The sequence below is a fragment of the Alteromonas sp. WD8-37 genome, from assembly GCF_055326825.1.
This window is the reverse complement of the sequence record NZ_JBUZOV010000009.1, coordinates 57,587-75,695: the sequence shown is the minus strand read 5'-3', so window position 1 is coordinate 75,695 and position 18,109 is coordinate 57,587. Positions and strand designations below refer to the sequence as shown.

18 protein-coding genes are annotated in these 18,109 nt (G+C 53.6%); 12 read left to right on the top strand and 6 right to left on the bottom strand.

Annotation, left to right across the window (positions count from 1 at the left end; genetic code table 11):
* Positions 1-162 precede the first annotated feature (162 nt).
* Positions 163-333 (bottom strand): hypothetical protein, encoded by a 171-nt coding sequence (locus ACTUJZ_RS15175; protein ID WP_463637190.1) that lies wholly within the window; start codon positions 331-333, stop codon positions 163-165.
* 288 nt (positions 334-621) lie between these two features.
* Here ACTUJZ_RS15175 and ACTUJZ_RS15170 point away from each other — a divergent pair, with 288 nt between their 5' ends.
* The gene (locus ACTUJZ_RS15170; RefSeq protein WP_463637189.1) at positions 622-936 is read left to right on the top strand and encodes a hypothetical protein; all 315 of its coding nucleotides are present in this window, start codon (positions 622-624) and stop codon (positions 934-936) included.
* Between the two features lie 272 nt (positions 937-1,208).
* Here the strand turns inward: ACTUJZ_RS15170 and rpsT are convergent, their stop codons facing one another.
* The gene (gene rpsT, locus ACTUJZ_RS15165) at positions 1,209-1,469 is read right to left on the bottom strand and encodes a 30S ribosomal protein S20 (RefSeq protein WP_463637188.1); all 261 of its coding nucleotides are present in this window, start codon (positions 1,467-1,469) and stop codon (positions 1,209-1,211) included.
* Between the two features lie 318 nt (positions 1,470-1,787).
* Between rpsT and murJ the strand changes: the two genes are divergently transcribed.
* The 11 genes from murJ (at position 1,788) to ACTUJZ_RS15110 (ending at position 15,888) form a co-directional block, all read left to right on the top strand.
* The gene (gene murJ, locus ACTUJZ_RS15160; RefSeq protein WP_463637187.1) at positions 1,788-3,347 is read left to right on the top strand and encodes a murein biosynthesis integral membrane protein MurJ; all 1,560 of its coding nucleotides are present in this window, start codon (positions 1,788-1,790) and stop codon (positions 3,345-3,347) included.
* 95 nt (positions 3,348-3,442) lie between these two features.
* Complete coding sequence (gene ribF, locus ACTUJZ_RS15155; protein ID WP_463637186.1) at positions 3,443-4,372, top strand: bifunctional riboflavin kinase/FAD synthetase; 930 nt, start codon at positions 3,443-3,445, stop codon at positions 4,370-4,372.
* A 78-nt stretch (positions 4,373-4,450) separates the two neighbouring features.
* Complete coding sequence (gene ileS, locus ACTUJZ_RS15150; RefSeq protein WP_463637185.1) at positions 4,451-7,276, top strand: isoleucine--tRNA ligase; 2,826 nt, start codon at positions 4,451-4,453, stop codon at positions 7,274-7,276.
* A complete protein-coding gene (lspA, locus tag ACTUJZ_RS15145; RefSeq protein WP_463637184.1) occupies positions 7,269-7,790 on the top strand; it encodes a signal peptidase II in 522 nt (173 codons plus the stop codon). Before ileS ends, lspA begins: the two co-directional genes overlap by 8 nt.
* A 14-nt stretch (positions 7,791-7,804) precedes the next feature.
* Positions 7,805-8,254 carry an FKBP-type peptidyl-prolyl cis-trans isomerase gene (fkpB, locus tag ACTUJZ_RS15140; protein ID WP_463637183.1) on the top strand — a complete coding sequence of 150 codons (450 nt, stop codon included), beginning with the start codon at positions 7,805-7,807 and terminating at the stop codon, positions 8,252-8,254.
* A 10-nt stretch (positions 8,255-8,264) separates the two neighbouring features.
* Complete coding sequence (gene ispH, locus ACTUJZ_RS15135; RefSeq protein WP_463637182.1) at positions 8,265-9,209, top strand: 4-hydroxy-3-methylbut-2-enyl diphosphate reductase; 945 nt, start codon at positions 8,265-8,267, stop codon at positions 9,207-9,209.
* 108 nt (positions 9,210-9,317) lie between these two features.
* Entirely contained in the window at positions 9,318-9,938 is a 621-nt protein-coding gene (locus ACTUJZ_RS15130) for a type IV pilus modification PilV family protein (RefSeq protein WP_463637181.1), read from the top strand.
* The gene (locus ACTUJZ_RS15125; RefSeq protein WP_463637180.1) at positions 9,935-10,780 is read left to right on the top strand and encodes a PilW family protein; all 846 of its coding nucleotides are present in this window, start codon (positions 9,935-9,937) and stop codon (positions 10,778-10,780) included. Before ACTUJZ_RS15130 ends, ACTUJZ_RS15125 begins: the two co-directional genes overlap by 4 nt.
* The gene (locus tag ACTUJZ_RS15120; RefSeq protein WP_463637179.1) at positions 10,777-11,343 is read left to right on the top strand and encodes a PilX N-terminal domain-containing pilus assembly protein; all 567 of its coding nucleotides are present in this window, start codon (positions 10,777-10,779) and stop codon (positions 11,341-11,343) included. The genes ACTUJZ_RS15125 and ACTUJZ_RS15120 overlap by 4 nt, the downstream gene beginning before the upstream one ends.
* Before the next feature lie 14 nt (positions 11,344-11,357).
* On the top strand, positions 11,358-15,425 hold the full coding sequence (locus ACTUJZ_RS15115; RefSeq protein WP_463637178.1) for a VWA domain-containing protein: 4,068 nt from the start codon (positions 11,358-11,360) through the stop codon (positions 15,423-15,425).
* A complete protein-coding gene (locus tag ACTUJZ_RS15110; RefSeq protein WP_463637177.1) occupies positions 15,391-15,888 on the top strand; it encodes a type IV pilin protein in 498 nt (165 codons plus the stop codon). The genes ACTUJZ_RS15115 and ACTUJZ_RS15110 overlap by 35 nt, the downstream gene beginning before the upstream one ends.
* Here ACTUJZ_RS15110 and ACTUJZ_RS15105 read toward each other — a convergent pair.
* Genes ACTUJZ_RS15105 through ACTUJZ_RS15090 form a run of 4 tightly spaced genes read right to left on the bottom strand, consistent with a single transcriptional unit; the run spans position 15,810 to position 18,028 of the window.
* Positions 15,810-16,121, bottom strand: coding sequence for a hypothetical protein (locus tag ACTUJZ_RS15105; protein WP_463637176.1), 312 nt, complete (start codon positions 16,119-16,121; stop codon positions 15,810-15,812). The genes ACTUJZ_RS15110 and ACTUJZ_RS15105 overlap by 79 nt on opposite strands.
* Positions 16,118-16,927, bottom strand: coding sequence for a hypothetical protein (locus ACTUJZ_RS15100; RefSeq protein ID WP_463637175.1), 810 nt, complete (start codon positions 16,925-16,927; stop codon positions 16,118-16,120). Before ACTUJZ_RS15100 ends, ACTUJZ_RS15105 begins: the two co-directional genes overlap by 4 nt.
* A complete protein-coding gene (locus ACTUJZ_RS15095) occupies positions 16,920-17,519 on the bottom strand; it encodes a hypothetical protein (RefSeq protein ID WP_463637174.1) in 600 nt (199 codons plus the stop codon). Before ACTUJZ_RS15095 ends, ACTUJZ_RS15100 begins: the two co-directional genes overlap by 8 nt.
* Entirely contained in the window at positions 17,513-18,028 is a 516-nt protein-coding gene (locus tag ACTUJZ_RS15090; RefSeq protein WP_463637173.1) for a GspH/FimT family pseudopilin, read from the bottom strand. The genes ACTUJZ_RS15095 and ACTUJZ_RS15090 overlap by 7 nt, the downstream gene beginning before the upstream one ends.
* Positions 18,029-18,109: the final 81 nt, after the last annotated feature.

Sequence of the window (18,109 nt, the reverse complement as noted above, 5' to 3'; positions counted from 1 at the left end):
ACAAACGAAAAAAGGTGCGTTTTAACGCACCTTTTTTTATGTCTGTAAAATTAATCGCTGTAGTGGAGGGAGATAAAGAGGCGTTACCGGCCATCATTGCCAAAACATATCTGCTGCCTCTCAAGGTGCACTTACCCAGTCTCTTCAAACCCGACGCTGCAATTAATGGGTTAAAAACAGCATAAGTGAATAAAACAGCGCAATCACTAGCGAAATCACAAATATATACAAAAAGCCCTGTTTACCCTGTTCCAGCGTGAAGCGGTTCAAACGCAAATACACAAACCACAGCAGGCTTAAGATAAGTGGCACCAGTACAATAATTTTAAGCACAACTAACACTATGTTAGATAACCATAAATCAATAATGCGCAATTTTTTGCTAAGCGTCCAGTGGTGTACCGGATTTGTGTCGGGTGTTTCTGTTTGGCTACGTAATTTCGTCAGCCTACTGGGACATTTCTTCTCAACTATGGCGTAGGGAGTGTTTGTATGCCCACAAGAAGTAGATAAATGATGCGTAAAAACAGGCTTTTAGCGATTAATTGCCCGTATGTGCCTGCTAGGTATGAGAGTTGCTTATATCAGCGGTGATTACAATTTTTAAAGGAAGTATCAGCTATGAAGTTTTCGGCACGTATTGTTACGGCCTTAATTGGTGCTTTACTTGGGACAACCATGGGAGTAGCTCAGGCTGCTGACCGTGGTCACTATGCGCCTCAAGGCGTAGAAAAAAAGCACGATGTGGCCGCACTGCCGGATGGCTGGCGTAAGCAGCTTTCAGAAGGCGAAGTATTGACCTACGAACTGTTCCGGCACGGTAAGGTTGTCTATCGTGATGCGGCGACCGGTACGGTCGCGGTGCGGCTGGAAAATAAAGTTGTCCGGCTGGTCGAGCAAACCCGCGAAATTGTGGATATCCTCGACGCATTTTAAAAACTGTCACTGCTCAGTGACAGTTTTTTTGCACTCAAACCCACTGTTGGCTTGCGCGCAAATAGCGGTGCCAGCGCCTCTTATTTTCAATTCTTACCTGACACCGCTACCCTGCGGTGGCTGGCCTGTCTGTATCCTGGATATGACTTTGTATCGTGTGGCTTAAGGCCTGGCGGGGGGATAGTGGCTTATCGCTTTGACCATCCGAGCTTAATCAACAGGCATAAAAAAAGCGCCATAAGGCGCTTTTTTTGCTTCCCGCTAGGGCTGTCTTACATTGCTTTGATTTTAGCAGCAAGACGGCTCTTATGACGAGCAGCTTTGTTCTTGTGAATCAAACCTTTGGTAGCCATTCTGTCAAGAATTGGAGTGGCAGCAGCCAGTGCAGATTGTGCACCTTCTTTATCGCCTTTAGCGATAGCCGCTACTACTTTCTTAATGCTTGTACGAGTCATGGAGCGGCGGCTGGCATTATGCTGACGACGCTTTTCGGCTTGAATTGCACGTTTCTTAGCAGACTTAATGTTAGCCAAGGTGTAACTCCCAAATAAAATTCATGTCAAAAACGAGGATGCGGATTCTGCCTAGCTATCGCTTATTTGTCAAACTATTTTGTGCCTGAGGCGCAAATGCTGGTAAACAAAAAGCTGGCTGATTCCGTAATGGGCGCAGAGTATAGCAAGCTGTGTGGCAGATTTCACTCCTTTTTGCCGGCTTTGCAATTTCCATTGGCGCTTTTAGCGAGTGCTTTCCCGCGGTTGTCGGCCAGCCAAATTGCCCGCCGGTGATTTCTTCGCTGGGGTTGATGGGCTATAGTGTGCCTCCTTGTAACTAGCTGCCCAGAGGGCTGTGTGTCAAAAAAATTGTTAAAATCTGGCCTGGTGGTGTCGGTAATGACGCTGCTATCGCGTATTCTGGGCCTGGTCAGAGATGTGGTGGTGGCCCGCCTGATGGGCGACGGTGCAGCCGCCGATGTGTTTTTCTTTGCCAATAAAATTCCCAATTTTTTACGCCGCCTGTTTGCCGAAGGTGCCTTTGCCCAGGCATTTATCCCGGTGCTTACCGAAGTGCATCATGCCGATGACAAGGCTGCACTGCGTTTATTTGTGGCCCGGGTATCCGGCACCCTGGGGGCCATCGTGTTTGTGGTGGCGCTGGTTGGGGTAGTGGCCTCACCAGTCTTGGCGGCCTTATTTGGCACCGGTTGGTTTATTGACTGGCTGAATGATAATCCCGACGGAGAAAAATTCAGCCTGGCCTCCACCATGCTCAAAATTACGTTTCCCTATCTGGCGTTTATCTCCTTAACCGGCTTGTCCGGGGCCATTCTTAATACCCTGAATAAATTTGCGGTGGCGGCCTTTACGCCAGTGCTGCTGAATATCTGCATCATCGGCTGCGCGGTATGGCTAGCGCCTACCATGGCCCAGCCGGCTTATGCTCTGGCCTGGGGAGTGTTTATTGGCGGTATTGTGCAGCTGGCTTTTCAGCTGCCGTTTTTGTACCGCGCCGGGTTGTTGGTTAAACCGCAGTGGGGCTGGCATGAGCCCAATGTGGTTAAGGTACGCAAATTGATGATCCCGGCTTTGTTCGGGGTCTCCGTTGGCCAGCTCAATTTATTATTCGATACCTTTATCGCCAGCTTTTTAGTAACCGGCTCTATCAGCTGGCTTTATTACTCTGACCGTTTGCTGGAATTTCCGCTCGGCCTGTTTGGCATCGCCATTGCCACTGTGATCCTGCCCACCTTGTCGCGCAATCATGTGGCCAAGGATCCGCGCGCATTTTTAGCCAACATGGACTGGGGGGTCCGCATGGTCTCGGTACTCGGTCTACCTGCCGCAGTGGGGCTGGGGCTGATGGCCGAACCTATCTTAACCGTGATTTTTCAGCGCGGTGCATTTACCGCCGAAACCGCGCGGATGGCTTCATATTCACTCACCGCCTACGCCTTTGGCCTGTGGTTTTTTATGCTGGTTAAAATACTGGCTCCGGGCTTTTACTCCCGTCAGGATACCAAGACGCCGGTGAAATTCGGTATCTGGTGCATGGTGTCAAACATGGTATTCAACCTGATCCTAGCCGTGCCCTACGGCTATATCGGCCTGGCTATCGCCACCAGTTTATCGGCAGCGCTGAACGCCGGCTTGTTGTATCAGCAGTTACACCGTGACGGTGTCTATCAGTTATCGGCCCAGACCGGCGGCTTCTTGCTGCGCAGTTTTATCGCTTGCGCCGCGATGGGGGCGGTGATTGTGGCGCTGGATGTGGGCGATGCTTTTTATCGGCTAAGCTGGTTAAAGCAGGTTGGCCAGGTGGGCCTGACCATTGGCGCTGCGGTGATGACCTTTTTACTGTGTATGCTGATTCTGGGCACCCGGCCAGGCCATTTTCGTGCTTCAGAAAGCTAAAAGCTGTAGCTCAACGATTGGTATTAGTGTAAGGGTCGTTTATAATCGCGTGCTTTGTGTCTAACATTTTGCATTGTTAAGGGTACCGGCAAGTTGTGGAATTAATTCGAGGTCTGCATAACCTGCGCCCACGTCATCGTGGCTGCGTGCTTACCATTGGCAAGTTTGATGGTGTTCATAAGGGCCATCAGGCGGTGCTGGCCAATGTGCAACAGCAGGCTCGACAGCTGGGGTTACCGGCCACCGTGATGGTTTTTGAGCCACAACCTGAAGAACTGTTCACACCAGACAAGGCGCCGGCCCGCCTGAGTACCCTGGCCGAAAAATACCGGCTGCTGGCTGCCCAGCATGTGGACCGCTTGCTGTGCGTGCGGTTTAACCAGGCATTTGCCAGCCAGCAGGCGCAAATCTTTATCGAAGATTTGCTGGTGGACCGCTTAGGTGTGCGCTTTTTGGTAGTGGGCGATGATTTTCGCTTTGGCCAGGGGCGGCAGGGCGACTTTGCCATGCTCACCGAAGCCGGTCAGAAGCATGGCTTTGAGGTAGTCAGTACCCGAAGCTTTCGGGTCGATGACTGCCGCATCAGCTCCACAGCCATTCGGGATGCGTTGGACAAAGGCGACTTTGCAAAAGCCGAAACCATGTTGGGGCGGCCGTATTCGATTCGCGGGCGGGTGGTCCACGGCGAGAAAAAAGGCCGGACCATCGGTTTTCCCACCGCCAACGTGCTGCTAAAGCGCTTTCGGACGCCATTAAAAGGGGTTTTTGCGGTCAAAGTGGTTTACCAGGACAAAGTGTACCACGGGGTCGCCAATGTCGGTTCTCGACCCACACTCAATGGTAAGCAGGTCCAGCTGGAAGTGCATATTTTTAACTTCGAGCACAGTGTATATGGTCACACAATCGAAGTGTTTCCCTGCTACAAAATTCGCGATGAGAAAAAATTTGCCTCATTCGAGCAATTAAAAGCACAAATTCATAACGATGCCCAGGTTGCACAGCAAGTGCTGGGCATGATTTCGTAAGTTGTCATCACAGATAACTAATAGTTCGGGTACATGCATGCAGCGTGTACAGTTCAGGTGGATGGAAAATACAATTTTATGAGCGATTACAAAGCCACATTAAACCTCCCGGAAACCCCGTTTCCAATGCGCGGTAACCTTGCGCAGCGCGAACCAAAAATGCTGAAAGACTGGCAGGAAAAAAACCTGTATAAGCAAATTCGGGCGGCCAAAGCAGGCAAAACCCCTTTTGTTCTGCACGATGGGCCTCCGTATGCCAACGGCAATATCCACATTGGCCATGCGGTTAATAAAATCCTCAAAGACATCATTGTAAAATCAAAGACCCTGGCGGATTTTGACGCTCCCTATGTACCGGGCTGGGATTGCCATGGCCTGCCTATCGAACTGATGGTAGAAAAAAAGGTCGGCAAGCCAGGCAAAAAAGTGTCTGAAGCAGAATTTCGCCAAAAATGTCGTGAATACGCCGAAAAACAAATCGACGGCCAGCGTGAAGATTTTAAACGACTGGGCGTATTTGGCGAGTGGGACAAACCATACAAAACCATGGATTATCAGGCCGAAGCCGATATCATCCGGGCGCTGGCGAAAATTGTTGACTCCGGCCACCTGGAAAAAGGCTTCAAGCCGGTGCATTGGTGTACCGACTGTGGCTCGGCACTGGCCGAAGCCGAAGTGGAATACAAAGATAAAATTTCACCCGCCATCGACGTTAAATTCCCGGTGCGCGATGCCGATAGCATTGCCAGCGCCTTTGGCGTAAGCGCCGGTGAGCTGGCCGAGCACAAAGCCGGTGTGGTTATCTGGACCACCACACCCTGGACACTGCCGGCCAATCGCGCCATCACCTTGCATCCAGAACTGACCTACTCACTGATTGAGCGTAAAGATACCGGCGAATGGCTGGTGCTGGCCCAGGAGCTGGTTGAAAGCTGTATGCACCGTTATGGGGTCAGCGAGTTTGCCGAGGTCGCCACCTGTGTTGGACAGGCCCTGGATACCCTAACTGTGCATCATCCGTTTATCGATGAGCTGGCCATTCCGCTCATTCTGGGTTTGCACGTGACCACCGACTCGGGTACCGGATGTGTACATACCGCGCCGGCACACGGGGTGGACGATTTTAATGTAGGTAAACAGTACAACCTGGAAGTGTACAATCCGGTGGGCAGCAATGGTGTGTACCTGGACAACACGCCGCTGTTTGCCAATCAGTTTGTGTTTAAAGCCAATGAGGCCATCATCGAGACCGTGCAGGAGCGCGGCAATCTGGTGCTGAATGTCAAATACGAACACAGCTACCCGCACTGCTGGCGCCACAAGACACCGATTATCTTTCGTGCCACGCCGCAATGGTTTGTCAGCATGGACAAGCAGGATCTACGCGGCCAGTCTATCGAACAGATTAAACAAACCCAGTGGATCCCGGAGTGGGGCGAAAACCGCATCGAAAAGATGGTGGAAGGACGCCCGGACTGGTGTATCTCGCGTCAGCGTACCTGGGGTGTTCCGATTGCCCTGTATGTGCATAAAACCACTGGTGAACTGCACCCGCGCTCTACTGAATTGATGGAGCAGGTAGCGCAGCAGGTGGAACAGGCCGGTATTCAGGCCTGGTGGGATCTGGATGATGCCGCGCTGCTAGGCGACGAGGCTGATCAGTACGATAAAGTCACCGACACCCTGGATGTGTGGTTTGACTCAGGCGTGACCCATCATTTTGTGGTAGATCGCCGCGACGATATTCCAGCCAGTGCTGATCTGTATTTGGAAGGCTCTGACCAGCATCGTGGCTGGTTTATGTCATCGCTGATGACCTCCACTGCCATGCATGGCCACGCCCCCTACAAGCAAGTGCTTACTCACGGCTTTACCGTTGATGCCCAGGGCCGCAAGATGTCTAAATCGGTGGGCAATGTGGTGGCACCGCAGGAAGTGACCAATAAACTGGGCGCGGATATTTTGCGTCTGTGGGTGGCGTCTACCGATTATCGCGGTGAGATTGCGGTGTCTGACGAAATCCTGAAGCGTTCGGCCGATAGCTATCGCCGGCTGCGTAATACAGCACGCTTTTTGTTGGCCAACCTGACCGGCTTCGAGCCAGCACAGCACGCTCTGGCCCCTGAAGACATGGTGGCACTGGACCGCTGGATTGTAGGTCGTACCCGTCAGCTGCAGCATGAGCTGACCAAAGCTTATAATGAGTACGATTTGCTGGTAGTCAGCCAGAAACTGATGCACTTTTGCTCGATTGAATTGGGCAGTTTTTATCTGGATATCATCAAAGATCGCCAGTACACCGCCAAAGCTGACAGCCACGCTCGTCGCTCATGCCAGACCGCGCTGTATCATATCGTCGAAGCCCTGGTGCGCTGGATGGCACCGATCATGAGCTTCACCGCACAGGAAATCTGGCAGGAAATTCCCGGTGAACGTGATGAATTTGTGTTTACCCAGAGCTGGTATACCGGCATGGATGCCTTTGCCGGGGACCACAGCTTTGGCGATAATTTCTGGCAGCGCATCATGGCAGTCAAAGATGCGGTGAATCACGCCATGGAACAAGCGCGTAAAGATGGCCGCCTGGGCGGCTCTCTGGAAGCTGAGATCCACCTGTATGCCAACGCCGATATTCAGGATTTGCTGAATCAGCTGGAAGACGAATTGCGCTTTGTTCTCATCACCTCAAAAGTGAAACTGCATGATGCCGGCTCGCAGGGTGATGATGCTCAGGCTACAGATGTGGCCGGCCTGGCTGTGGCAGTGCGTAAGGCAGACGGTAAAAAATGCACCCGCTGCTGGCATGTCCGTGAAGATGTGGGCACGCACAGCGCGCACCCTGAACTGTGTCAGCGTTGTATCACCAATGTCGATGGTCAGGGAGAGACCCGCCAGTATGCGTAATCTTTTTCGTCAAACCGGGCTGCGCTTTTTATGGCTCAGCCTGGTGGTGTTTGTGCTGGACCAGTGGACAAAATATGCTGTGCTGGGCAGCATGGACTTATACCAGTCGGTGGAGGTAACACCGTTTTTTAACCTGACCTACGTACACAATTACGGCGCTGCTTTTAGCTTTTTGGCTGATGCCGGCGGCTGGCAGCGCTGGTTTTTCACCGCTATTGCGGTAGTGATCAGTTTGGTGATCCTGGGCTGGCTGAAATCAGCCCCGCGCCAGCAGGTGCTGTTACCCGTGGCCTTTTGTTTTATCTTGGGCGGCGCGCTGGGCAATGTGTATGACCGTCTGGTTCACGGCTATGTTATTGACTTTTTAGATTTTTACGTAGGTCAATGGCACTGGCCGGCATTTAATCTGGCTGACAGCGCTATCTTTATTGGCGCGGCGCTCTTGATTCTGGACATGTTTACCTCCAGTAAACAGGCAGAATCCGACACCACACAACCATCGCAAAAGCAGTAAGCAGAGGTTTTTTTATGACAGAACAAGCCATTGGTAATCACAGTGAAGTGCTGATGCACTTTGATTTAAAACTGGAAGATGGCTCGGCGGCGGACAGCACCCGGGTCAATAAAAAACCGGCCAAACTGGTAATGGGCGATGGTAGCCTGACCCCCAACTTTGAAGCCTGCCTGCTGGGCTTGAAAGCGGGCGACAAAAAATCCTTCACCCTGGCGCCGGAAGATGCGTTTGGGCCGTCTAACCCAGACAATATTCATCATATGGATCGCACCCGCTTTGGCGCGGACTTAGAGCTGGCCGAAGGCTTGATTTTAGGCTTTGCCCAGCCTGACGGTAACGAAGTCCCGGGCATCGTGCGTGATATCGCCGGCGACTCGGTGACAGTGGATTTTAATCATCCGCTGGCCGGCCATACGGTCATCTTTGATGTCGAAATTTTATCGGTCAGCGAACCGGCCGCTTAAGGATACTCCCATGCAAATACATCTTGCTAACCCTCGTGGCTTCTGTGCCGGCGTCGATCGCGCCATCACCATCGTGGAACGCGCGCTGGAAATGTTTAAGCCGCCTATTTATGTGCGTCATGAGGTGGTGCATAACAAATTTGTGGTGGAAGGGCTGCGTGATCGTGGGGCGGTGTTTGTGGACGAATTACACGAAGTCCCCGACGACAGTATTGTGATTTTTTCTGCTCACGGGGTGTCGCAGGCGGTACGCAAAGAAGCAACCCGACGTGGCTTAAAAGTATTTGATGCCACCTGTCCACTGGTGACCAAGGTACATATGGAAGTGACCCGGGCCAGTAAAACCGGCACCGAGTGTATTTTGATTGGCCATGCCGGCCACCCTGAGGTGGAAGGTACCATGGGGCAGTACGACAACCCGCAGGGCGGTATCTATCTGGTGGAGTCTACGGCCGATGTGGCTACGCTGGATGTCAAAGATCCGACCCAGTTGTATTACTGCAGCCAGACCACCTTATCAGTGGATGACACCGCTGATGTAATTGATGCCCTGCGCGACCGCTTCCCCAAGATTCAGGGGCCGCGTAAGGATGATATTTGCTATGCCACGCAAAACCGCCAGGATGCGGTGCGGGATCTGGCCAGTGACTGCCAGGTATTGCTGGTGGTGGGCGCACAAAACAGCTCTAACTCCAACCGCCTTCGCGAACTGGCCGAAAAAGTCGGCGCGCGTGCGTATTTGATTGCCGATGCTAATTGCATTCAGCGTGAGTGGCTGGAAGGCATCGAGCATATTGGGGTGACGGCCGGCGCCTCGGCACCAGAAGTGCTGGTGCAGGGCGTGGTGGATAGACTGCTAAGCTGGGGCGCGGTAAAAGCCACCGAGCGCAGCGGACGTGAAGAAAATGTCGAATTTGCGGTGCCTAAAGAGCTGCGTATCAAGCAGGTCAGCTAAGCACCACGGGAATTGAATTCGATACTTGGGCGCGCCTGCCAATACTTAAACCTGTACCTGACTGATATAGCATAAAGTCGTCAAGGTTTAACAAGGTGTTGGCAGGGCATGCGCCATCAGGGATTTGCACACAATCAGCAAGGGGTCGGATTAATCGAGATCCTGATCACGCTGTTTATACTGGCCATCGGCTTGCTGGGCGTGGCCTCGCTGCAGTTTGTGGGCTCGTTTGCCAACAAGGATGCCATCAGCCGTACCCAATCTGAATTTGTTGCTGAACAAATCTCTGAGCGCCTGCGCAGCGCCGCCCGCCCGGCGGCAGTGGGCGATGGCATGGTAGTAGAAAATGCCTATTTTGATGCTGCCAACTATAACTTCTCCGGCCTGTCCTGCGCCGGTTCTGATCCCTACGACTGTTTTTGTCTAAGCCGCCCGGCCAGTGTGCCTGATTGCGAAGCCACTCAATGCAGCGAACCGCAAATGGCCCGCTACGATGGCTGGGCATTATCCTGCGCGGCAGTGCAGACCAACCCGGCGACCCACATTGTGCTGAGCTGCACCGATTCGGTGGCAGGCGATGGCGATACCTGTAGTGCCGGCTCGCGCATTCATATCGATCTGCGCTGGCCGGTGAATACCCGCGCCAATCAAACCAGTGCGCTGCCGGCACGCTGCAACCCGGCAGCCGGGGATACCAATGCCTGTGTGTTTAAGGACATCACCTTATGAAACGGGCGCACGGTTTTTCATTGGTAGAGCTGATGATTTCGCTGGCACTGGGGCTGGTGATCACCGCGGCGGTGATCCAGGTCATGGTCAGCTCGCGGGTAACCAATAATCTTAATCAGGCGGTAGCGCAGGTGCAGGAATCGGGGCGCTTTATCATGACCCGGCTGACCCGGGAGCTGTTGCCGGTTGGCCGCTATGATTTGGTCAGTGCCCGAGTGGAAGACAGTGTAGATACCACTATGGAAGCCGCGTTTGTACAAAACCGGCCGGTGGCACTGGCGGGCGACTTTGCTGCCATGACCACTTTAGGCAGTGTGCAGGCGGCCAATGGTGCCAATGACACGCTGGTGGTCAATTTGCTGGCTGCGGCGGATTGCAGTGGTGCCCGCCACGGCTATACCGACAATCGCGAATTTCATGTGGTCAATGTTTACCGGGTCATCGCCGGCAAGTTGACCTGTACCGGTTATGACGGCCGATTGTTAACAGGGCAAAAAGCTGGCGCCATCAACAGCAGCGCCATCACCCTGGTAGACAATGTGCACAGTTTTCAGCTGATGTATGGCATCAGTGAGCCCGCCGCTACGTCTAAAGGCTTGCCGGTGCAATATGTGACCGCCAACGAACTGGGCGCCGCGCGCGCGCAGGGTCAGCAAGTGGTAACGCTGCGCTTAGGTGTTTTGCTAAAAAGTGATGCGCGGGAAACCAGCCAGATGCCAGTCAATCAGATCGCGGTGCTCAACGAGTCGCCGATTAGTACCGACTCTAACCATTATTTTCAGGTCTTCTCGCAAACGCTGGCGCTGCGCAACATGAAAAATTTTGTCAGGAGTGCAAAGTGAAAAAACAACAGGGTGTGGTGCTCATATTAGCCTTATTGGTGTTGCTGTCACTGACGCTATTAGGGGTAAGTGCAGTCTCCGGCAGTTTAAGTCAGGCGCGGATGGCCATGACAATGCAACAGTCCGGGCTGGCCTTCGACGCGGCTGAGGCCGCGTTGGCCGGGGTGTTTTTTGAAGCAGAAGATGAAGCCCTATTGGCTAACACGAACCTGATGGACCCGCTGTCCCAGGCCCGCCAGGGCACCACGCTGGACCCGCAAACCGATACCTTAAGCTGTTTTGAGGATGCTCAGTGGACCAACCGTCAACTGACCAATGCCGGGCTAACCGTGAACGCTGTGCATACTGATGCCGGCGATTACCAAACCGAAATTACCACCCGTAGCTGGTCGCGCACCGCGTTTGTGCGTGAGCAGGCCTGCCGCGGCTCCTCCAATGTGATTGGCGGCAGCAACTTAAGCTGTCATGTATTTGTGGTGCGCGGGTGCGGCCAGGTGGATGGACGGCCGATGGTCGTGGCCAATTCGGTATCAGCCGCTGTGTTGGCACCGGCCAGTAATTAATAAGAGCCTATGATATGAAAACATGTCTACGAATTTGGTGTGCTGCAATTTTATGGCTAAGTATCGGCAGTGCTGCGCTGGGCGATGATTTGGATATTTACTTAGGCACAGCCGGCTCGGCGGTGACCTATAACCCGAATGTTCTGTTTATCATGGATACCTCCGGCAGTATGTCGAACAGAGACGATACTGATAAATCGCGCATGCTGCGGGTAAAAGAAGCATTCAAAACCGCCATTTCTTCAGCCACCAATATCAACGCCGGACTGATGCGCTTTTCTGACCAGGGCGGGCCGGTGCTGTTTCCGGTGCGTGACATCGATGCCCCTATCAATGCTGAAATTGTCACCTCCACCGCCGAAGATGCCAGCGATGCGCACGAGATCAATGGCCAGCTCACCACGTCTGCCAATGCCGTGAAGCTGACTCAGGGCACCGACACCGTGCTGTCCGGCTTTCGTTTTTCTAATATCATGATCCCGCAGGGTGCGGTGATCACCAATGCGTACTTACGCTTTACCTCGGCCCAGCTCAACACAGCCGCTGCCACTATGACCATTCAGGGTGAGCTGAGCGGCGATAGCCCGGCATTTTCTGATAGCGCAAAACTGTCGGCCCGAACCCGCACCACCGCTGCTCAGGTGTGGGACAATGATAATAGCTTTCCGCTGAGCGATGAGGTAATCGCCACCCCGGACTTTACCCCGGTGGTGCAGGAGATTGTCAATCAAAGTGGCTGGTGCGGCGGCCAATCGCTGAGCATCCTGGTGGAAGGCAGCAGTACCGATAATGCCAGTGCGCGTGAGGCGCGGGCCTATGATACCGGGCTCGATCAGTCGCCACAGTTAGTGGTCACTTACGATCAGTCTACCGCCAATGGTTGTATTAGTGCGGTGTCACATTTTCAGGTGAACAGCCAGCACGATAACCGCGAAGAAACCCACAATGGCTACAACGAAACTGCCAATGTGCTGAACATGCAGGACCGCAGTAACGCCTATATCGGCTTGCGCTTTCGTAACCTGAATATTCCTCAGGGCGCCGAAATTCAACAGGCTTACCTGCAGGTGACCGCCAATGATTCCTACGGTGGTTATGCACGCACCCGGATCCGCGGTATCGATCGCAATGATATTGGTCGGCTAAGTAGGCTAAATCGCTATGGACTGCGTGATATTGACAAAACTGCTGCTGCAGTAACCTGGGAGATGGACCCGTTTTATTATTATTACCCATCCTATAGCCCGGATATCAGCAGTATTATCGCTGAGGTGGTGGGTCGCACAGGCTGGCAGCCTGGCAATGACCTGGCCTTGGTCATGGATGATTTTGTCGGAGAGCGGGGCGCGTTTACCTATCGTGGTTCGGGTGGCTATGCGGCTAAGCTGATTGTCCAGTATAAGGGCCAGGCGACCCCGGGGACTGTGTCTACCGTGCGTGAACATCTCACCAGTAAAGTGGATGAGCTAACCGCCAACGGCTATACCCCTATTGTTGATACCCTGTATGAAGCCACCAATTACTATGGCGGCCGCGACGTGTATTACGGCCGCCAGCGCGGCAACTCTTCGGTCAACAGCAATGTGCGCCGCGCCACGCGTGTCAGCCACCGGGCCAGCTATACCGGTGCCGACGCGGTGCGTCCCTATGGCTGTACCGAGGATAATTTAAGTTCGAGCAACTGTATCAACGAGTATATCCCCAGTGGGGCAACTTATATCTCGCCCGTCACGGATTTACAGTGTCAAACCAATAACCACATTGTGTTGTTATCAGATGGCGAGGCGAATAATAATCACAGCGTGGATGAGATACAGGCATTATTGGGCAAATCCTGCAACGGCTCAGGCGGCGAAGCTTGCGGGCTGGACCTGGTGCGCAATATCAGTGATAAAGATACTTCTGTCATCGATCGGCGCATCATGACCCATACCATTGGTTTTGCGGCTAATTCCACCGCCAACAACTTTTTAAACAAACTGGCTCAACAGGGCGGCGGGGGCTTTTACAAAGCGGATGACAGCGACCAACTGCTCAATGCGTTTGAAACCATCTTGCGATCGGTCAAGGATATCAATGCCACCTTTGTGTCACCGGGCGTTGCGGTAAATCAGCTGAACCGGTTAACCCACAAAGATGAATTGTATTTTGCGCTGTTCAAGCCAGCCGAAGGCACCGACTGGCCGGGCAATCTGAAAAAATACCGGCTGGCCGGCAATACTATTGTAGATAAAAATGGCGTTGAAGCAGTAGATAGCGTGACCGGCTTTTTCTCTGACACTTCGCATAGCTACTGGTCGGTACTGGCCGATGGAAATAGTGTGCGTGAAGGCGGCGCTGCCAGCCTGCTGACCGGCACCCGCAATATGTACTTTTTTGATGGCCCCGGCACCATTGTCTCCAGCACAAATCGAGTGCATGAAAACAATACCGCAATCAGCGAAACCGATATGGCGGTGCAAAATGAGTCCGACAGTACGGTGTTGCGTGAAACCGTCTTGAAGTGGGCGCGTGGCGTGGATATCAAAGATGCTGATGGCGACGGGCAAACTACTGATGTGCGCCTGCAAATGGGCGATCCTATCCATTCGCAGCCGGTCATTGTCAATTACAGTGATACTGAGTCGGCGATCTTTGTGGCCACCAACCAGGGCTTTTTACATTCATTTGATGCCCAGACCGGCCAGGAAAATTTTGCGGTGATCCCCAAATCGTTGTTGGCTAACCTGCCGACCTTTTACCGAGATAATTCAACGTTTAACCATGTGTATGGCTTAGATGGTGATATTGTGGCGCGCCAGGTGGGCGACAAAACCTATCTGTATGTAGGCATGCGTCGCGGTGGTCGTCATTATTATGTATTTGACGTGACAGCAAAAAGCTCACCAAAGCTGGTCTTTTCCATTGACGGTGGCAGCACCGGATTGGAAAAACTGGGCCAGACCTGGTCACGGCCCACTCTGACCAAGGTCAACATCGGCGGCCAGGTCAAAAATGTAATGATCGTTGGCGGCGGCTACGATGACGCCCAAGACGCCAAAACAGTCCGCTCGGCAGACACTATGGGCAATGCGGTGTTCATGTTTGATGCAGATACCGGCAGCTTGTTGTGGCATGCCAGTGATGCCAGTGCGGATCTTAACCTGACTCATATGCAATACAGCATCCCTGGCCGGATCTCGGTGATTGATCGCAACCACGACGGGCTGGCCGACCATATGTATGTGGCCGACATGGGCGGCCAGTTGTTCCGCTTAGACATTCAAAACGGCCAAGGCACTGCCAACCTGGTACGCGGAGCGCGGCTGGCGGATTTTGGCGGTGATACCGCCGAGCAAAACCGGCGCTTTTTTTACGGTCCGGATGTGGCCGAAGTCGCGTTGGGCGATGAGCACTATTATGCAGTGACCATCGGCTCTGGCTGGCGGGCATCGCCGTTGGATACCACCATCGAAGATCGCTTTTTTATGCTCAAAGACAAAGGCGCGTTTAGCACAGACGCCGATGGTCACTTTACCTTTAAAACCGATACCAGTCTGGCAACCATGTACAATGCCACCGAGCACTTTTTGACCAGTGACGACGAAACCACCCGTGAACTGGCGGCGAGCAGTTTTGCCACTAAGGATGGTTGGTATATTGAAATGACCACCGGGGGCGAAAAAATTCTGTCTTCACCGCTGATCATTGACTATAAAATATTATTCACCAGCTATATTCCGGCAGCCAGTTCACAAAGCGCCTGTGCTCCGCCTACCGGTAATAGCCGTGCGTACCTGGTGAACCTGGTTAACGGCAATGCGGTGGATGACTTAAACAACAACAGCGCGTTGGACGGTCAGGATCGCTATGCTGATCTACAGCAAAGCGGCATTGCCCCGGAAACCAAGATTCTGATTGAAGAAATCATCAAGCCGGTGGTCTGCCTGGGCACCGAATGTGCTTCGGCGGTGATTGAAACCGATGATGATGGCGCTGAAGTGGCGTGTACCTCCGACTTTTCGTGTCTGGTGCGCAATATCTATGGACGGTTTGAGCGAGTAATCTATGACAGTTGGACAACCGAAACAGAACGCCAATAACTACCCTGTGGCACGTACAGCGGGATTTACCCTGATTGAGCTGATGGTAACGGTGGCTATTGTGGCCATCGTGACAGCAGTGGCCTATCCATCTTATCAGGGCGTGATGAAAAGCAGCTATCGCAGTAATGCTCAGGCCGACCTGATGGCGTTTGCAGCCAGTATGGAGCGGCATTACAGCGGCACGTTTTCTTATACCGGGGCAGCCGAGGCCGCGGCCGATACCGGCAGCCCTGCCGTATTTGCCAGCTATTCACCCGCCTCTGAGCAGCAGGCCAATAAGCGCTATGATCTGACCATTGAGGAAGCCAATAACACTCGGTTTATTATCAAAGCCACCCCGGTATCCGGCAGTGCTCAGGCCGGCGACGGTGCCTTGTATTATTACAGTGACGGGCGCAAAGCCTGGGATGTTAATGGCAGCGGCACCGTGGATGCAGCCGAGTTTTGCTGGGCGTGCTGAGCATAAGCCTGGGTGAGGGCCGCCGGATAGCGTTCAGCTAAGACTACCAGCCCGGTGAGCGGGGGATCGTACACCGCAACCGGCACGCTGACATTGCGCTGGCTATACAGGGTAGCAGCCCGCTGAACCTGCGCGCTGCTCTTCGCCAGGTGAGTGATCAATGCTGTGGCCCCGCTTACCAGCAGCGCACAGGCCACCAGGCACTCCACCAACCCCATACCACGTTGATTCATTCAAAATCCCGCCAGCTACCGGCCACGTTGTGATGGCTTTGCAGGCTTTCCAGACCCTGCAGCTGTTCTAAAATATCGGGCCGATAATCTATCTGTGAAAGTGGTAGTGTGGCCGGTGCGGTGGTCAGCACAGCGCCATATAGCCGATTACTTGCCGAGGCACTGTATAAGGTATTCGCCGGCAGCTGGCTAATGTGCGTCCACAGCCCGTAGACATGATTATTGCCGGCCAGTGTGACCCGGTTATTGATACTGATCACCCATACCGGGGCTGTGGCCGATCCCAGCTGGCGGCCGGCTGCCAGTTCACAATCGTTGTGCAAGATCACCAGCCCCGCTGTGGCAGCCGACAGCTCCTGGCAGTCATGGCTGGCAGGGCGCTGTAACAATGCCTTTGATAATGGTGGCTGCATTGAGGTAAGTAGCGGCTCGAGTAGAAATGCAAAATCCTTACTTGCAGCAGCGGTTAGTACCTGTCTGGCCTGGCTAGGCAGCGCAGCCAGAATCGGTACAGTGATACGTTGCTGCCAGGCGCGTAGCGGGCCACTTTCGTAATAAATCTGGCTGAGTAATATCGGCCCGGCGGCAGGGTGTTGCTGGCCGACAAGTATAGAACCGGGGGCAGGCGCCGGTTTACTCCCTGCCAGGCGAAAATACTGCGCCCATGCCGATTGTAGGTGCTGACTGCCGCTCATCAGTTGCAACAACTGGGTGACCCCACTGGTCAGCAGTGCTGCACTCAGACAGGCCAGGCTGAGCACGATGATAAGGGGCACCAGCACGCTGCCGGTCTGTGTTTTAGCCATTGGGAAGCTCCACATTAAAGTTCACCGTGGCGGTAATCTGTCGGTGCTGTTTCAGCCGCGCTACCAGATTTATTTGCAGAAAGGGCATCGCTGGCGGCACTGTAACCAGGGAAAAGACCAGGTGGGTCACCTCGAGCTGTTTAGGATCGGTAATATCGTGCCAGCCTTTGTCTTCACAGCCCCGGCCATCCACTCGCGCCTCCAGCGCGCGGTTATGCAGGCGAAACCCCAGCTGCTCGTTGACCGATGAAGTGTCGCGTATGCCATTATGGTTTTTGTCATAGTGAAACAGCAGGCAACTGGCGGCGGGCTCGCTGGTGTGTTGTGCGATCGACACCCCCGGATAGAAGGGGGAAGTGCTGCGCTCCTGACCGGCCAGTAACCGGGCTCCGGCATGGCCATCGTAGCCGGCGCGCCGCACTTCGGTGCTGATAAGTGCCTGTAATTGCACCAGCCGCGTATGCAGATGTGTTTGTTGCATCAGCTGCCATTGCGCCACCGCGTGGCTTGCCGCAAACTTTGCCACGGCGGTGGCAAGCAGGGCGCTGATTAACAGGCTAACTAGCAGATGAACCAGGCTGTAACCTAACATGAAGCTATGCCCGCCATGGAACTGCCCAGCGTGCACCAGCGCTGACGGCCCAGGTTATTCACCACGATCCTAATTAGATAAGGTGACCGGCCAACAATGATGGAGCCTGCGGTGCCCTGGCTCAGGCCGGTAAACGCACTAAATTCAATCTGATTGGGCCGGGCCAGCTGTAATGCACTAAGCGGTGCCTGCAAAAAAATGCTGCTGCTTTGGCCGGGTGCACAGTCGGGCGTCTGGCACAGGCAGGCCGGCTCAGCCACCATCGCCACACAACCTGGCAAGCCCGGAGACAATTTGACCAGGCTATTTCGGCCCTGGGCAATAGCCTGATTTTGCGCCTGTTGTAAGAGTAGCATGATTGCTTTGGCAGTTTGCCGGGTACTGGCCTGTTGATGCCAGTTGATATAGGATGGGACAGCCTGGCCGACCACAATAGCAATGATCACACAGACAACCAAAAGCTCCAGCAGGGTAAAACCGGGTTGTCGGGAAAGTCTGTTCTTTAGCACAGTAGGCCTCAATCAGCAGCGTGATACAGTAAGACCTATCGTAAACAAAAAACACAGCCGGCAAAGCTGTACTAATAGAGG

Bases quoted from the DNA above. Each gene is read 5' to 3' on its own strand.
- ACTUJZ_RS15170 (WP_463637189.1), top strand. From the start codon at position 622: ATGAAGTTTTCGGCACGTATTGTTACGGCCTTAATTGGTGCTTTACTT.
- ileS (WP_463637185.1), top strand. From the start codon at position 4,451: ATGAGCGATTACAAAGCCACATTAAACCTCCCGGAAACCCCGTTTCCA.
- lspA (WP_463637184.1), top strand. From the start codon at position 7,269: ATGCGTAATCTTTTTCGTCAAACCGGGCTGCGCTTTTTATGGCTCAGC.
- fkpB (WP_463637183.1), top strand. From the start codon at position 7,805: ATGACAGAACAAGCCATTGGTAATCACAGTGAAGTGCTGATGCACTTT.
- ispH (WP_463637182.1), top strand. From the start codon at position 8,265: ATGCAAATACATCTTGCTAACCCTCGTGGCTTCTGTGCCGGCGTCGAT.
- ACTUJZ_RS15130 (WP_463637181.1), top strand. From the start codon at position 9,318: ATGCGCCATCAGGGATTTGCACACAATCAGCAAGGGGTCGGATTAATC.
- ACTUJZ_RS15125 (WP_463637180.1), top strand. From the start codon at position 9,935: ATGAAACGGGCGCACGGTTTTTCATTGGTAGAGCTGATGATTTCGCTG.
- ACTUJZ_RS15115 (WP_463637178.1), top strand. From the start codon at position 11,358: ATGAAAACATGTCTACGAATTTGGTGTGCTGCAATTTTATGGCTAAGT.
- ACTUJZ_RS15110 (WP_463637177.1), top strand. From the start codon at position 15,391: ATGACAGTTGGACAACCGAAACAGAACGCCAATAACTACCCTGTGGCA.
- ACTUJZ_RS15105 (WP_463637176.1), bottom strand. From the start codon at position 16,121: ATGAATCAACGTGGTATGGGGTTGGTGGAGTGCCTGGTGGCCTGTGCG.
- ACTUJZ_RS15100 (WP_463637175.1), bottom strand. From the start codon at position 16,927: ATGGCTAAAACACAGACCGGCAGCGTGCTGGTGCCCCTTATCATCGTG.
- ACTUJZ_RS15095 (WP_463637174.1), bottom strand. From the start codon at position 17,519: ATGTTAGGTTACAGCCTGGTTCATCTGCTAGTTAGCCTGTTAATCAGC.